The following is a 15,857-nucleotide window of genomic DNA, read 5'->3' on the forward strand; positions in this document are numbered from 1 at the left end:
GTATAAAGATGAAGATTGACAAATACACCATAGCGGCCGAGTTAGAGAAATTCGTAAAGGAGAAAGGAGTCTCCTTTATAGAAGATTTTCCAGCCATTCCCCAAGATATGCTCATTCGGGAAATCCCCAATGAAATACTCCCATTTCCGAATCATCTTAAAGCAAAAAATCCAGCAAAGACGTTGCTTTGTAATTTTTCAAACGATGAAATCTTATACGAATCTTTGGCCCGTCTTGAGGATCGTGTAAGCATAGCAAAAGGTTTCATAGGAATATGCGGTTTTGATTTTAGCGCCAGAGAAGGCGATGACGAGACAAATCAGGACTTTTATCTCTACTTGAACAAATTGTTAGATGCCTATTTTGCTCTGAACGGCATAAAAGTCCTTCCAAATTTTAGAATTTCTGGGAAATTGTCATCTTTACAGGTGTTTCACATTTATCCCCCTAAAACCTGGTACGCTGTCGGAACCTTAGGATGTGCGAAAGGTCATATAGCAGAAAATGAAACTCTGCTCCGTTATAAGTTAATCTTCGCACGGCCAAGTCATTTGCTTGTTTATGGTGTAATAAAAGAAGAATACAAAAAAATTCTAGAATCAAACGGAATTCCATATACTGTTTTTGAGGACTACGCTAGACGTTCTAGAGGAGGAAAAATATAATGGATGCAAAGGGAAAATACACAAGATTAGTTCAAACCGTCAAGGAGAACATTGACAAAGACAAAGTTCTAAAAAAATGCCTCGAAAATCGTAATCGACATCAGGCAAAAAATAAACAACTTTGGCAAAAGGTGAATTTGGATAAACTTGTTGAAAGATTTGCACCAGGCTCTGTTCCAGAAATCAATAACAATGGGAAAATCATTTTCCATACACCAGGTAGCGATGTGCAATTGGTTGCAGAAGCGACAATTGGAAGCGTCCGAATAGAAAGTTTAAAAATCTCTAGTCACAGAAAATACCTAGATCTGGATGGAACTCTTCGAAATAATATTACCGTTAACGGAAAAACAAGAGGCAGAACAAAAGAGGAATACGAATTGGCGACTCACTTCAGAATTATGAAACTAGAAGAAATGGGAAAAGAATGAAGCAATACCAACATCAAAAATTTCTTCTTCAATGCGACTATGAAAAACTGGAGATGGGACGATTTTTTCAGAAAATGCCCATCGATACACCGTTATATTTGCAGGATTACAATTTATTCGACTATCCTGTGTATAGAAGAAAAATTCCGTTGTCAGTATTGGATAGGCAAATTGATACGCAGCGAGATTTTGATGCCATTGCCGAGAAATTAAAATACGTAGATAAACTCTATCTCGTTGATGATAGGAAAAAAATAGAAAGTCCTTTTGTTCAAAGACATGCTTTGGCAACAAAGAAAGCCTTTCTTTGGCATTTCTTAAACGCTGGGATTAAGTGTTATATTGCACAATGATTTTTTTGTAAATGCAACAACACCCCGAAGCAAAAGCAGTCTGTGACAAGCTGATTATACAGTTTGAAGCGGCGATAGAAAGCGGCTACGATGTGGAGTTTTCGTAAGGCCTGAATTTTTTACCAAATGCGTTAATTTTTGTCAAAATCTGTCATCATCCGAATCCATCTTTAGAAAGATCCCAAACCAAAGAAGCCAAAACTTCAAAGGAGATCTTATGGGAAATATTCTGATTCGCATCCACACTCCGCAGGATGCCCTCTATTATTCCTTCACCCAAAGTGTTACCGGAACTTTGGACTATAACGGAAAAGAGAATGCTCCGGACATTTCCGATTACCAGGAAATCGAGAGCAGCCATTATTTTTCGCCGAGCTGGTACGCTTTTTTGCCGAAGGAGTTCCAGGGCGAAATCCATATTTTGTTTCAGAATTCCGTCGATTTGCAAAACGCCGACCTGTGTGCTTTCCTGACGCATGTCGGAGCCCTTCTTCTCGCTGTAGAAAACAAAGACAATCTTCTGGTCGCCGAATTGCTGGAACGCCGGACAGAAATCTTTTTTAAATTTTTGCCGCTGACCCTCTACATCATCAAGCCGGTAGCGCCTCTGGCCCTTTTCGCCTGGCTGTATGGGCGATTCTCGGATGCGGAGGGATTTTTGAAAATGTACAAGGAGAATTTGAAATTCCCCACCAAAGCCGATGCCGCGGAAATTCTCTTTGCAGCCGCCTTTGATGAATTGGATCCTCATCCAGAAAAAGAAAACGATACAGAAATGTTCGTCCGCTATTCGCAAAAACAAGAACAGGGCTCCTTTACCATTGGCACCGTAGGTTCCCAACATCATTCCTGGAATAGTGACATTACCGAATTGGACTATTTTCTGAAAGATGCTTTTGTCAGGGATTTTGAAAATGACCTATCCCGAATTCGCGAGAAAAAAGCGAAATTCATTTCGGAGCTTCAGGTTTCCATGCAAGCAGAGCCCTACAATCCCCACGACCCAAACGCCATAGGTGTTTCTATTGAAGACGTCATGGAAAAATTGCGCGGGAACAGCGGAAAATCCAAAGCGGGATATATACGCGCCTCTGGGGCAGCTATTCTTCGCAAGGCATTCCCCAGAAAACTTGCTTACAAGGCTTCTTTGATGCGGCTAGGCACCAATCTGTACAAAGGCGGTTTCGACAAAGAAGGCGTCGTCCTGCGTGTCAGATTCTAATTTTTATACCGAACCGGATTGGCAAGGCGTTGAAACGAAACGCCTTGCCCGTTTGATTCAGGAGAAGCGGCTTTTAGTCACTTTTAATTTTGCCGTGTGAAATTCAAGGAAGGAAGGCTTCCCGACAGGACAAAAATCTGGAGGAGTGCGCAAAAATTATCTGTTCAAAAAAATCCGACAGTCCGTTCCCCCCTCGGGAAAGTAATGCCCCGTTCATCATGCTGAGGAATGGATGGCGGATTCATCATTGCGAGGAGTGAAACGACGGAACAATCTCTGTGCGCATCAAGATTGCTCGTCCACATAGTGGATTACTCAACTAGGGCAATAAATTGCTATGTTTCATAAGAGCCTCCTGTCTGCCGACAGGCAGGACGTTCGCAATGACGCTGTGCAGTCACTCACAGAGACGCTCGCTGCCAAAGAAAAAAATTAAAATTCCATTTCCCTATTTTATGAAACTTTGCCCTTGATTGTAAGAAATTCTTTTTCGAAGAAAAACTCCATTCCCGCCTAGAAATATGCAGCCACCCTTATGACAATAGGCGATTCTTGTAGAACATCCCCAAAATTTTGCCGAGTATCAAACGACAAGCAAATAATCCCTAAATGGGAAAAATAGTCCGTTCAAGATATTTTCAAGAAGGGCGTTCTAAAAAAATTTTCAGACCCAAACAAAATTCTGGGAATCGAGAACCGCTTCCCCATCAAAGCGGTAAGCGGTCAAAATTCCCGTGCCCTTGTACGAAGCGACGCTGTAATCCAAGCAGCAAATGTTGGAACGAAATAAAGTCGGAGTTCCCTCCAGCCAGTAGTGTCCAAAAAAATCGGGACGCTCGTTTTCGCCATAAAACAGGCGATTCCGAATTTCTGCAGCAAGCGGCTCCGGCGGAATTTTTACCCCCGGCTGAAACGCCAAATCCCGAAGCGTTTTTCCTTGCGGATCCAGCCACCACTTGATTCTCGCCCGAGTTCTTAAAACGTCTTCGCTGTCGTAATAAAAATTTCCGTGAGAAAGTTCCATTTCCGGGCCTTGGACAGTATCCAATACCGCACGACGAATTTCGGCGTCATTCAAAATGCGGAAAAGATTTTCCCGATTCTGAAGGGTTGTCAAATTTTCCCGCCGGAGAATACGGACGTTTTCCAAATCGAAACAAGCGTGTTGAGCGCGAAATGCAGGCGTTTCCAAAAAGAGCGGAAGAGTTAAAAACCAATTCAAAGCCTCTTGAAATTCTTCTTGGCAACCGCGATACGACTCCATCGTTTTTGTGTGAATTAAAATTTTATTGACGCTGTGCTCCCGCAGGTAACCGCCCTGCGGATTTTTTTCCCAAAAACAAAGAGCATTCCATTCGTGGTTTCCTAAAATCGCTTGAGCGGAGCCCGCTTCAACCATTCGCCGAACGATATTCACCACACCCCGCGCATCCGGTCCACGGTCAATGTAATCGCCTAAAAAAACGGCTTGCCGACAAGGATGCCGATACGCTCCGCCCACAAGAGAATACCCCATCTTTTGGAGAAGAAATTCCAGCCGTTCACGATGCCCATGAATGTCCCCGATAAAATCCATCAAAGAACGCCTTCCTTAAATCGTTTGATCATCGTGCCAGAAATGCTGAGCCGTCCGGTATATTCTCCAATGTCCTTTCGCGCGATCCACTTGGCAAAAGAAAGTTCCGAGCGCTGTACGGTAATTTTTGGGGAGCCTTCCAGCTCCGCAGTAAAACCGGCGATAAGTGAATTGGAAAACGGCCAGGGTTCACTGCCGATGTAGCGAAGGTTTTTAATCGAAACGCCGGTTTCTTCTTTCACTTCTCGAACGGCGGCCTGTTCCAACGACTCGCCCATTTCCACAAAGCCCGAAATCAAATAGGGTTTAGGATCAGGATTGTTCAAATTGTGCGCCATCAAAAGTTTATCACCCCACGTTACCGAAACGATGACGACTGGGCAGATTTTTCCATAGACAAGATTGCCGCATTCTTTACACACAAACGCTCTTTCATCCGATTTGCGAGACATCGGTTTTCCGCAATGCCCACAGAAACGATTGGACTGTTCCCAACGAGAAATGTGCGCTGCGACAGCACCCCCAAAAGCGATTGCCATATCCGGCATCTCTCGAAAAATCCGGTCTTTGACAAATTCAAACGGATCCAGAGAAAGCTCTTCATCGCAAGAAAAAAATGCTATTTCATCGATAGAAAAAAGATAATGCAAATGAGATGAGATTTCTGGATTTGCGCTTTCCATATCGGCGACCCGGGGAATTTCAAAAGAGTCGGCGTTCCTTTTCACGAGAACCAAATTCCGTTTTGTACAAACAACATAATCCGATGGTTTCGGTTTCTGCACACGAAATTCATTATGCAAAATTCGAGGCGCGATTTCAAACATCATACGCGATTATCCCTTCTATGTTCTTTCAAAAAAGAAAGTGCGCGACTTTTTCGGCGAGCGTGTTCCTGCAAATCAACAGCAACATCAAATTCATCGACGATTTCTCGACCTAAAATTTCTTCAAGCACGTCTTCCAATGAAGCTAGTCCCGCAATGGAACCATATTCATCGACGACAGCAACAATATGTCCGCGCTGTTTCAAAAAACGAATCAGCAATTTATCCAAGCTCAAACTATCCGGAACAAACTGGATCGGGCGCATCAATTTTTTGATGGGAACATCCCGCTTTCCTTCCGCAAACAAATTGTAGGCATCCCGGCGCATAATCAGCCCGACCCATTTTTCTTTATCCTCTGCATCATAAACGGGTATTCGGGAAAAAGGCCAATTGGAATGCTTATCCAATTCTTTGCCAATCGTGCTGTTTAAAGGAAGGGTGAATGCGACCTGATGCGGGGTCATCACCTTGCGAACAGGAATCGATTTTAATGCCAAAATATTCTTGATAACCGAAGCCTGCTGGCGATCCAAAATTTCATCTTTTAAACCTAAATTCACCAAACTATTGATGTCTTCTACACTGACTTCGGGCTCTTCTTTTTTGCTTTTCGTCCAATGCTGCGTGATGGCTAAACAAAGTTTAATAAGACCCGTATAGGTAAAAAATATCGTCACGTAATACATGGGAACTGCGCAAATCGGCGCAACCCGTTTTGCCTGTTTTACACCAATGGTTTTCGGCGTTATTTCCCCAAACAAAAGAATGAGAATCGAAAGGACGATGGGCAGCACAACTTGAATCGTTACGCCAAAATGTTCCAAAGCTACAGAGGTCGCCAGATACACGCCCAACGTATTCGCCAAAGTATTGAATATCAAAACCGATGCGATATAACGGTCGATATTATTTTTGACATGGGCGATATATTTTCCTGTAAACGAACCTTTTTTGACAAGAACTTCTACGGCAGATGTCGGAAAACTGTAAAATGCCGCTTCGGCAAAAGAACAAAAAGCGGAACAACCGAGAAAAAAAGCGATTGCAATAAAAACAAGAGCCATAGCAATAAAATAGATATTTCATCTGTGAAAATACGCAACGGCGTTTTTTCAAAAGGCATCTTCAACGAGATTCAATCGCCTGAAAAATTTTTTGTGCCTGAACACTTTCGTTAGAAAGGACGCTCTGCACAAACTCCGGAAAAGGCGGTTTTTCGCCAGCGGAATCCGCTTCGATGTTGGGCATGGCAATGTGCCTTGTGCGAAGAAAAAGTTTTCCCATCAGAAATGTCCAAAGTTCGATTCGAGATGCGACGACGCAAAAAGTCCCCGCCCATTTCGCTTCGGACGCAGCACTTCCTGGTCCGCAAACCACCGCCTTCGCCGACATCATCTGCAGGAAACGTTCTTCTGTAGAAACCGGCGAGAGAACCACCGGAAACTCCCCGATATTTTCCTCCAAAAATTTTTGCACTTCTTTTCGAGAAGCTACAAAGCGTACAGCGATTTTCTTCTCCCGAAATTTTTGCGCCACTTTGCGATAAAGCGACAGATTTCGCTTGGCTTGCGAAACGCGACTTCCCGGCAAAAGCAAAATCTCTTTAGGCGAAAAAGCCTCCGTTTTTTTTAAATCCGAAAACGCAGCAAACGGATGTTCTATCTGCCGAATCGGCAATCCATATTTTTGATAGGCGAGGACATTCATTCGATAGCACGAACGAAGTTCTACCCGCTTTTTTGCTTCGGGCGAAAGGAAAAATCGAACTCGCCGAGGATTCCACGCCCAAATCTGCGGAGGTTCCACATAAATAATCCGCTTGCCTAATCGGAGCGCAAGCTGCATCAATTTCAAGTTAAATCCGGGATAATCCATGGCGACAAGCCCTTGGCATTTTTCGTTTAGCAAAAGCTTCTGAAGTTTGCACAAATGTTGCTTTAGTTTTTTCGCATGAAATATCACATCGGCAAAACCGTTTACAGGCAATTCGTCAAAAGGAACGACAGCTTTCAAACCGGCATGCTGCATTCTTGCGCCACCAGCACCAACCGCGGAAAATCCCTTTTCCCGAATTTCGCAAACGACGCTTTCTCCGAGAATATCTCCCGAATCTTCTCCTGCACAAAAAAGCCAGAACAAATCCATCGATTATGCAACCTCTAAAAATGGCTTTGGTGAACTTTTAGAGGAGGCCATTACTTGACTTTTGCAGAAACCCACACATGATCCGCGCCGAATTCTTTTTGCAGCCATTCGAAAAAATCGGAAGTATAGAGGACTTTAAATACCTGCGATTTTAAAATATGAACATATCCGGAATTGGTTTCAACATGAAAAACAACATTCACGGCATGCTCTCCGGGAAAAGCCTGCGCCTGCTCCATTCTATCCAAAATGAGGCTCATTTTACTTTCCGTCAATTCCATAGAAGAAACAGAGACGTGAATGTAATTGATCAGCTTGTCACGCACATCGTCCATCGAAAAAGTTTTTTCTACGACAATTTGCAATGCGGCTTTATCCTGATATTGCGACATCAATTTTCCGCGGATAAGCACCCGGTCGTCTTCACCGACATAATTCCGACAGCGTTCCCACGCATCCGGCGGGAAGAATATGGAAATTTCTCCATGGAAATCCTGTAAAATTCCCGATCCCATTGTTTTGGTTTCATCTTTTTTGCCTTGAAACGAACGCAAGCGAGTGATAATTCCGCCAACACAAACTTCCGATTTTGGATTCTGGCTCATAATGTCGTTCAATTCGCTTTCCGCCAGCGTGTTCGTTGTAAATCCCATCAGTTCCGGGCGACATTCGTCAAGCGGATGCGCCGAAAGGTAAAGTCCCAGAACATCGCGTTCCTTGTTCAGGACTTCCATCAACCCCCACGGCTGCGCGTCTTCGTAGGTTTCATCCATTTGCGATTCCGCATCCGACTCGCCGAACATATCAAAAAGCGAAGTTTGCCCCGCATCTTGTTCCTTGCGATGCCGATTCGCCACTTCGATCGCTTTTTCCACGCTCGCCATCAAAGTCGGACGATTAGGCGTCGTCTCGGACATTTTGTCAAGCGCACCGGCCAAAACCAAACTTTCCAAAGTTTTACGGCTGAGCGGAGGACGCTTTTCCGGTTGAAGCGCCTGATAATCCAAGACCCGCTTGCAAAGATCAAAAAGCGTTTTATAAGGACCGTGCAAATTCCGTTCCGCCACCACATCTTCAATCACAGGAAGCCCGACGTTGCGAATTCCCGCCAGCCCATAAACGACCTGCCCTTTTTCATTTGCAGAAAAAACGCCGAGCGACGTATTGATATCTGGCGGAAGCACTTCGATTCCCATCCGTTTGCACTCCTGCACAATCGTCACGATATCTTCCGTTTTGCCCATTTTGGATGTCATCGAAGCCGCCATATATTCCGGGCCAAAATGCGTTTTCAGATAGGCCGTTTGGTAAGCGACATAAGCATACGCCGCTGCGTGACTCTTGTTGAACGCATATCCGCAAAAAGGAAGAACAGCATCCCAAACTTTTTGAACCATTTTGGGATCATAGCCCCTATTAACGCATCGGGATTTAAATTCCGGTTCCAGCTTCGCCATTTTGTCCGGCATTTTTTTAGCCATGATTCGACGGATATTGTCAGCGCCGCCCAGCGTGTAACCGCCCAGAATCTGCGCCAGCTGCATCACCTGTTCCTGATAAACAATCACGCCGTAAGTTTCCGCCAAAACCGGTTCCAAATCCTTATGATAGCAGTCGATAGATTCTTTGCCCAATTTGCGGGCGATAAAATGCGGAATCTGATCAATCGGTCCTGGGCGATAGAGCGCATTCATAGCAATCAAATCGCTAATCCGAGATGGCTTCAATTCGCGAAGATACTTTTGCATTCCCGGCGATTCAAATTGGAAAACCGCCGTCGTCATGCCTTTGCTCAACAATTCAAAAGTTTCCTTGTCATCGGTCGGAATCTTGTCAATGTCCACTTCCAGATGGCGAATTTTCTGGACCATATTCACCGTATCCAAAATGATGGAAAGGTTGATAAGACCAAGAAAGTCCATTTTCAAAAGGCCGATGTCTTCCGCGTAATGTTTATCATACATGACAACGGGAGTATCGGCAGGAGCTGCCCGATACAGCGGAGCGAGTTCGTAAATCGGACTTGGCGTAATCACGACGCCGCAAGCGTGAACTCCCGTTTGCCTTGGAAGATCTTCGAGCTTCAATGCGATATCCCAAAGTTCCCGATAGCTTTCGCGACTGTTGACAAGTGCTTGAAGAGGCGCATTATCGTAATCCGGAGCGACCGGAGCGTCTTTTTTCGTTTTACCCGTCCACGCTTCATTCAAGCTGAAATTCAAGACTTTTTGCGGGAACAATTTGATAATGGATTCGGCTTCGCGGTGATCAATGCCAAGAACTCGAGCGACATCTTTAATGACCGCCTTTGACTTGAGCATTCCATAAGTAATGATTTGCCCGACGCAATCCGAACCGTATTTTTGCGTCACATAGTCGATGACTCGCCCACGATCCCTATCCGCAATGTCCGTATCGATATCCGGCATCGAAACGCGTTCCGGATTTAAAAAACGTTCAAAAAGGAGCCCGAATTTCAGCGGGTCGATATTCGTAATGCCAATGATATAAGTGACGATGGAGCCCGCAGCAGAACCGCGCCCCGGTCCAACAGGAATTCCGTGTTCTCGCGACCAGTTGATAAAATCCCAAACGATAAGCAAGTAACCCGCCACATTCATGTTGCGAATACAATTCAATTCCTTATAGACGCGATCGCTGACTTCCGTCCCGTGATTCGGATACAGAATTTCCTCATCCGGATACCTTCTGCGCAGACGCTGGTTCGTCAAATAAATCAAGTAGGCATCCGCATCGCCGCCATGCCGACTCGTCTTCGTTTTTTCCATGATTCTTTCGATAGCCGCCTTGTCTTCGTCCGTCAAAGCGTCCATGGATTTCCCTTCATTCTTTGCGCAGTATTCCTTTGCCGCATTTTCAAAAGCTGCCGGGAAAGCTTTATTGTATTCGTCCTCCATCGCCTTGTAAATTTCTTTGCATTCTTCGGATTCCAAAAAATCCTTGGGAATCGCAAATCGGGGCCAGAAATCATCACCGATACCTGTTTTCACCACGAAATTGCAGCGTTCGGCGATTTTAACCGTATTTTCAAGAGCCGTGGGACAATCCGAAAACAACTGCCGCATTTCTTCTTCGCTGCGGTAATAAAACTGATCCGTCGGGAATCGCTTATCCTTAAATTCCTTGAATTTTTCGACCAGCGAAATACAGCGAAGCGCTTTGTGCGCATCCGAATCCGCCTTGTTTATATAATGCACATCCCCGACAGCAACCAATTCCCTATCCAGTTCTTTGGCGAGGGCCATCGTAAAAAGATTCAACGTTTTCTGCGCGGCAATGCCATTATCGCAAAGCGACAAATAAAGATGCTCTTTGTCAAAAATTTCACAAAGAGATTCCATATAAGCTTTGGCCAAAGATTCTCGACCGGCGGACACATTCATTCCATAACGGCTAAAATAATCGCCAGCGATGGCAATCAGACCTTCTTTGTGCGCTTCAATGACGCTTAACGGCACCGACGGAATTTCCTCCCATCGTTTGGATTCCTCATACCGATAACTGACAATGCGCAATAGATTATAATAGCCCTTTTCGCTTTCCACCAAAAGAGTCAATCGTTCGTAAGTGGCGGGTTCCTTAGCGTTTGCCCCCGAAGTATCTACATAAATATGGCAACCGTAAATCGTTTTAATCGGAGGCAAGCCTTTTTCTTTGCGATCTTTATTCAGAGCCATTCCCCGGGTCTGGAATTCCAAAATGCCGAACATGGCACCATGATCCGTGAGAGCGACGGCAGGCGCATTATCTTTTGCGGCAGCGGCCAAAATATCGTCCAATCGAGCCGAAGACTGGAGAATGGAAAATTCGGAATGAACCTGCAAATGTACAAAACTCATATAAAACCTCTCTTTTTGAGAGCGGGTTCCTTAAAATGAACCCCCTCCCTCTCCTTGTTTTTTATCGCGAATCCAAAATGTAGCAAAAATCTTCTTCGCCAAAAATCAGACGGGGGTTTCGCGAGCAATGCGAAGCGCCGAAATGGATTCCAAAGGCAAATTCAGCGATTTCCCTTCGGGCGCCACTGTGATTTTCGCAATGAACGGCACCTTGGAAAAATGCAGTTCTTCGACTTTAAAGCGAATTTCTGACGGCAACTTGGGCAATTTCATATTCTTGTCCGTATTTTTCGAAGAAATTTTCGCTTCCAAAAAACTGTTTGTGGATCGGGCGTAACGGAGCATTTTAAACAAATCCACCATTGCAAATTTCTGATAATCGCCACCATACTTCGTCGCGCCTAAAGCGACCGAAACCGAAGAACCATCCGTTTCCGGTTTAAACGCCGCATCCGGAGTTCCTTCCGGCGTCCAACGAAGCCAAAATTCCTTGCTCCAATCCGTATTGCGGAAGGGTTCCACAGGATTTTCATTGACCGGATTTGCCGGTTCCAATCCATAATTTTTCAACAATTCCCGAATGTTCGATTCAAACGCCGGCTTGATAATAAATCCGTAATTCGGAATCGCTTCATAAACCATCTGCATAAATTCCGGAAAATTTGCCAACGCTTCCCGAGATTCCGCATTGTTGATTTTCAAAAGACGTACCGAGCTGAACTCCGAATCATAATAACAAGCAGACCATTCGCTCATCGCATCCCGAACATTTTCCGGCGCATTGATCCAGCCTTCAAAACTTTCCGTGATCTCTTTGGAAAATCCTGTTTTAAGGCCATTCAAAAAAGAATCGCGAGAAATGGAAAAACGCAGATACGGTTCGTCGTTTTGCACATCCGCAAGGCATGCCGCCATAAACAAAACACGCGGAGCGCTCTTGACAGAAATAATCATTTCAAAATTCGGAAGGGTCGAAATTTGAGCACCGAGCATTGGGGACGCCGAAGCGGAAAGCCACGTTTTTGCCCAATCGCTCAAACGCACCGCCGAAATTTTCCCAGCCGAAACGGCAAATTCCACCATTCCCAAAAGCCAAAGCTCCGCCAGCGGTTTAGGAAGCGAAGACCAGAACACATCCGTTTCCGAAAGGGAAAGGCGACTCGACGGATCGAGAGTCCACAAAATCCGCTGCGCTTTGATAATCGACGAATCCCGCTTGATAGAAAATAAGACGTGCCTGAAAAAATCTTCCTGTCCATGGAAACGCCGCTGGATCCACCATTCCAGAATTTCATTCTTGAGCCGGAAACCATTGTGTTTCAAAAAGTCAAAAGTTTTTTCCGTGACGAGCAAATCCATGCCGCGCTGTTCTATCCAATTATGCGAAGAGAGAAATTCCAACAGCAACGTACATTCTTCACGAATCGCATCGGGTGAAACCTGTTTAGAAAATGAAAACGCTTCTTCGCAGAACTGGAGCGAACGACGATGCAAATTTCCGGCACCGTTCATTTTCATTTTTCCGAGGCGAGCAAATGCGAGCATCTGACAAAGATGCCAGACCAGCATATCTTCATAACTCAAAAAACGCGTTTTTTCATCGGCAGGGTTTTCTGGAGTCAAAAGAATCCCCTTCAAAAAATCTTCAAATCCGAAATAGACGTACGTTCCCTTTTCGGAACGAGAACGCCAAATATAAAGATTCTTTGCCGATTCCAACAGGAAAACCTCGACTTCATCCCGTTTGTCCGCCGGCGCGGCCAACCGGAGTTCGTTCATTTCCAGTCCGCGCATTTCGCTATGATAAATCAAAAATATGCAAAACCGTTTCCAGGGTTCCAACGACGCATAAAAGCTTTCAAAGCGAGCAACATCCGTAAAAAAAGAACTCGTTTCCGAAAGGATTTTTGCGTTGTTCAGCAAACCCTGCGCACCAAACGCCTTGGTATGCAAATCCTTCAACTGCGGTTTCGTAAGACCATTTAAAAACTCTCTCACAGCGAGCATAGATTCTCCACAAACAAATGCCAAAACTAGAAAATTAAAGGCCTACAATCCGAGCAAATTTTTCAATTCCTCGATGTTATGAGCAACCTCATGTTTAAAGCCCCACAAGCGGGTAAAGCTTTTTCCGTAAGCTTCCGTAACAAGACGGTTATCCAAGAACAAGACTGTTCCCGAATCGGATTCACTGCGAATCAAGCGTCCCAGGCCCTGACGCAATTCCTGCAAAGCTTCTGGAATATACAGGTTCTTAAACGCATTTTCATTCTGCTCTTTCATTTTGTCGGCAAGAGCCGCAATCAAAGGATTCGAAGGATTGGGGAACGGCAATTTGGGAATCACCAAAAGTTCCAGCGCATTTTCCGGAAGGTCGATTCCTTCCCAGAATATCTGGCATCCCAAAAGGCACGCTTCCCGCTTTTTGCGGAACATTTCCACTAAGCTGTCCATGCCGCCATCTACCTGCTGGCAAAGAAGCAGCTTGTCGTTCTTGGCAAAGTGCGGAACAAGAGCGTCGTGCGTTTTGGTCATGCTGAGAATGCTCGTAAAAAGGACCAAAGCATTTTTCTTGTTCTCGGGCAAAATGGCGGACAGCGTTTCCTCCAAAGCTTTTTGATATTCCGGCGCATTGGGTTTCGGCAAAAAGTCCGCAATAATAACGCGCCTTTTAGAATTGACATCAAACGCCGGCGGATAAGAACGCACAAACGGACGTTTCGATTTGTTCAAACGGGGAGAAAGCAGCCCCATCCGTTTTTCAAAATATTCAAAGGAATTTTGGAGCGAAAGCGTCGCCGATGTAAAAGTCGCACTGCGAATCCACGGATAAAATTTTTCCGTCCAATTATCTCCCGGGAAAAGCGGAATCGCACGCAAAATCGCCGTATGCGGATTGCCGGGTTCTTCCATGTAGAACACCCAATCTTCCTTCCCTGCCGAAACGATAAATCCAAAATCTTCGGCAAAGCGGCTCATTTCCATGGCGATTCCTTCCAAATTTCGAGCCAGCAATTCAAATGCGGGAACACGGCGCAACTGCGAACAAATGTCTTCCGAAATCGCTTTCACCGCATTGCAAGATTCCAAAACCGGCTTCGGGTCTGTATCATATTCCGCAAGAATTCCCCGAGAAAAACGGAAGCCCTCCGATTTATTTTTGAATACTTTTTTCCCGAGTTTCATGAAAAAGCGATGTAACGACTTTTCGCATTCCATCGCCGCTTCGCGCAATCTGACACAGGCATCAAGGATGGACGAATCCATATTCGCCTTACCTAGCTGAGCTTCCATTTCGGCAACAAGACCCTTGTCCGGAGCTTTCGGATGCACCAAAACTTTGGTGATGTTTCTCAACCGGAAAAAGCGCACCATTTTTCCAAAGCTTGCATGGCTCATTGCGGGCAGTCGATGTGCTTCGTCAAAAACAATGTGTTCATAAGCGGGAAGGAGCGCAAAATCCAACGCCAAATCCGAAAGGAACAAAGAATGGTTGATAAACAGCAAATTCGCTTTTGCCGCCTGCCGCCGGGCATTCAAGCCGTAACACTTTTCGTAAAAGCGGCATTTTTCACCAAGACAAGTCGAAGCGTCACTCGCAAATTTATTCCAGAGCAATCGATTGCGGGACAAATTGAATCCGGTATTTTCCGAACCATCGCCGGTCTTCGTCTGTTCAATCCAAGGAAGCAAAGTCATGAAGGTTTCCCGCTCGTCCAAGGTCAAAAGCACATCCGGAGAGTTCAAATGTTCTTCAAATTTGCGCAGACAGATATAATTTCCCCGACCTTTGAGTACAAGCGGAGATACCGAATTTCCAAAAAGAGAAGCTATCATCGGGAAATCGTGTTTAGACAACTGCTCTTCCAAAGTACGAGTCGCTGTACTAACAACAACTCGCTCGCCCGAAGCGGCTTTGATTGCCGCCGGGATCAAATACGCCAACGTTTTCCCCATTCCCGTTCCGGCTTCCAAAATCGAAATGCCGCCCTTATACATATTACGCTCCACCACTTCCGCAAAATCAAACTGCGACTGGCGGGCAGTAAAATTTGGACTTTCTTTGGCAAGTCTTCCATTTTCGCCAAAAAATTCCCGCACGCGCAATGTATTGGCAGAGCTTGTTTTCGGTGGCAAAACGGCCTCCGGCGAGAGCGGGGAGAGTTCTTCATGCGAAGGAATGCAGTCTTCAAATACCTGTTCCCAAGCGGTTCCTTTGGCTATTCGGGCAAGATGATGCCGTACAAAAGAATCCAATTTTTCAATTTCCGAAAGTGCCTGCCAAAAAAGTTTTCCGCAGGCATCGGCATCAGGAAGCGCACGATGGGCCCGTTCACGCTTGATATTCAAATGCGCAACCAGCGTTTCCAATTTGTGGTTTGGAACATCGCGATAAGCGATACGGGAAAGCACAAGAGTGTCCAGCACCGGATTGCCTTCAATCGAAATGCCAACTTTGGCAAAGGAATCGCGCAAAAATTTGGAATCGAATTGCGCATTGTGAGCGACTATTGGATAGTCTCCAAGAAACTGTCGAATTTCCCCAGCTACCGTAGCAAAGTCTGGAGCGTCCGCCAAATCCGTTTCTGAAATGCCCGTCAAAGAAGAAATAAAAGGGCGAATATTTCGATTCGGCTTTATCAGAAAGTCCCGGCTTTCTACAGGCGAGCCGTTTTCAAATCGTTCCAGCGCGACTTCGATGATTTCATCATGTTCGAAATCCAGTCCCGTCGTTTCCAAGTCCAAAGCTACATATACATTCGGTTTCATTTTAT

General features: G+C 45.2%; 11 protein-coding genes. 4 read left to right on the top strand and 7 right to left on the bottom strand.

The window, feature by feature from the left end:
* Window positions 1–8 precede the first annotated feature (8 nt).
* From B5D40_RS01825 to B5D40_RS01840, 4 genes are all read left to right on the top strand, one after another.
* Window positions 9–665: a DUF4417 domain-containing protein gene (locus tag B5D40_RS01825; protein ID WP_078775533.1), complete on the top strand. Its 657-nt coding sequence runs from the start codon at window positions 9–11 to the stop codon at window positions 663–665.
* The gene (locus tag B5D40_RS01830; protein WP_078775534.1) at window positions 665–1,096 is read left to right on the top strand and encodes a hypothetical protein; all 432 of its coding nucleotides are present in this window, start codon (window positions 665–667) and stop codon (window positions 1,094–1,096) included. The genes B5D40_RS01825 and B5D40_RS01830 overlap by 1 nt, the downstream gene beginning before the upstream one ends.
* Entirely contained in the window at window positions 1,093–1,449 is a 357-nt protein-coding gene (locus B5D40_RS01835; RefSeq protein ID WP_078775535.1) for a hypothetical protein, read from the top strand. Before B5D40_RS01830 ends, B5D40_RS01835 begins: the two co-directional genes overlap by 4 nt.
* A 217-nt stretch (window positions 1,450–1,666) precedes the next feature.
* Window positions 1,667–2,671 carry a hypothetical protein gene (locus B5D40_RS01840; protein WP_078775536.1) on the top strand — a complete coding sequence of 335 codons (1,005 nt, stop codon included), beginning with the start codon at window positions 1,667–1,669 and terminating at the stop codon, window positions 2,669–2,671.
* A 664-nt stretch (window positions 2,672–3,335) separates the two neighbouring features.
* Here B5D40_RS01840 and B5D40_RS01845 read toward each other — a convergent pair.
* The 7 genes from B5D40_RS01845 to B5D40_RS01875 form a co-directional block, all read right to left on the bottom strand.
* A complete protein-coding gene (locus B5D40_RS01845) occupies window positions 3,336–4,247 on the bottom strand; it encodes a metallophosphoesterase (protein WP_078775537.1) in 912 nt (303 codons plus the stop codon).
* Window positions 4,247–5,077: an NAD(+) diphosphatase gene (gene nudC / locus B5D40_RS01850; protein WP_078775538.1), complete on the bottom strand. Its 831-nt coding sequence runs from the start codon at window positions 5,075–5,077 to the stop codon at window positions 4,247–4,249. Before nudC ends, B5D40_RS01845 begins: the two co-directional genes overlap by 1 nt.
* Complete coding sequence (locus tag B5D40_RS01855) at window positions 5,074–6,141, bottom strand: hemolysin family protein (RefSeq protein WP_078775539.1); 1,068 nt, start codon at window positions 6,139–6,141, stop codon at window positions 5,074–5,076. Before B5D40_RS01855 ends, nudC begins: the two co-directional genes overlap by 4 nt.
* 61 nt (window positions 6,142–6,202) lie before the next feature.
* A complete protein-coding gene (locus B5D40_RS01860) occupies window positions 6,203–7,222 on the bottom strand; it encodes a glycosyltransferase family protein (RefSeq protein ID WP_078775540.1) in 1,020 nt (339 codons plus the stop codon).
* A gap of 50 nt (window positions 7,223–7,272) precedes the next feature.
* Window positions 7,273–11,082 carry a DNA polymerase III subunit alpha gene (gene dnaE, locus B5D40_RS01865; RefSeq protein WP_078775541.1) on the bottom strand — a complete coding sequence of 1,270 codons (3,810 nt, stop codon included), beginning with the start codon at window positions 11,080–11,082 and terminating at the stop codon, window positions 7,273–7,275.
* A 105-nt stretch (window positions 11,083–11,187) separates the two neighbouring features.
* The gene (locus B5D40_RS01870; RefSeq protein WP_078775542.1) at window positions 11,188–13,089 is read right to left on the bottom strand and encodes a hypothetical protein; all 1,902 of its coding nucleotides are present in this window, start codon (window positions 13,087–13,089) and stop codon (window positions 11,188–11,190) included.
* A gap of 42 nt (window positions 13,090–13,131) precedes the next feature.
* The gene (locus tag B5D40_RS01875; RefSeq protein WP_078775543.1) at window positions 13,132–15,852 is read right to left on the bottom strand and encodes a helicase C-terminal domain-containing protein; all 2,721 of its coding nucleotides are present in this window, start codon (window positions 15,850–15,852) and stop codon (window positions 13,132–13,134) included.
* Window positions 15,853–15,857: the final 5 nt, after the last annotated feature.

Origin of the sequence: Fibrobacter intestinalis, from assembly GCF_900167415.1 — a bacterium.
GTDB lineage: Bacteria > Fibrobacterota > Fibrobacteria > Fibrobacterales > Fibrobacteraceae > Hallerella > Hallerella intestinalis.

Bases quoted from the DNA above. Each gene is read 5' to 3' on its own strand.
- B5D40_RS01855 (WP_078775539.1), bottom strand. From the start codon at position 6,141: ATGGCTCTTGTTTTTATTGCAATCGCTTTTTTTCTCGGTTGTTCCGCT.
- B5D40_RS01840 (WP_078775536.1), top strand. From the start codon at position 1,667: ATGGGAAATATTCTGATTCGCATCCACACTCCGCAGGATGCCCTCTAT.
- B5D40_RS01860 (WP_078775540.1), bottom strand. From the start codon at position 7,222: ATGGATTTGTTCTGGCTTTTTTGTGCAGGAGAAGATTCGGGAGATATT.
- B5D40_RS01825 (WP_078775533.1), top strand. From the start codon at position 9: ATGAAGATTGACAAATACACCATAGCGGCCGAGTTAGAGAAATTCGTA.
- B5D40_RS01845 (WP_078775537.1), bottom strand. From the start codon at position 4,247: ATGGATTTTATCGGGGACATTCATGGGCATCGTGAACGGCTGGAATTT.
- dnaE (WP_078775541.1), bottom strand. From the start codon at position 11,082: ATGAGTTTTGTACATTTGCAGGTTCATTCCGAATTTTCCATTCTCCAG.
- nudC (WP_078775538.1), bottom strand. From the start codon at position 5,077: ATGATGTTTGAAATCGCGCCTCGAATTTTGCATAATGAATTTCGTGTG.
- B5D40_RS01875 (WP_078775543.1), bottom strand. From the start codon at position 15,852: ATGAAACCGAATGTATATGTAGCTTTGGACTTGGAAACGACGGGACTG.
- B5D40_RS01830 (WP_078775534.1), top strand. From the start codon at position 665: ATGGATGCAAAGGGAAAATACACAAGATTAGTTCAAACCGTCAAGGAG.
- B5D40_RS01835 (WP_078775535.1), top strand. From the start codon at position 1,093: ATGAAGCAATACCAACATCAAAAATTTCTTCTTCAATGCGACTATGAA.
- B5D40_RS01870 (WP_078775542.1), bottom strand. From the start codon at position 13,089: ATGCTCGCTGTGAGAGAGTTTTTAAATGGTCTTACGAAACCGCAGTTG.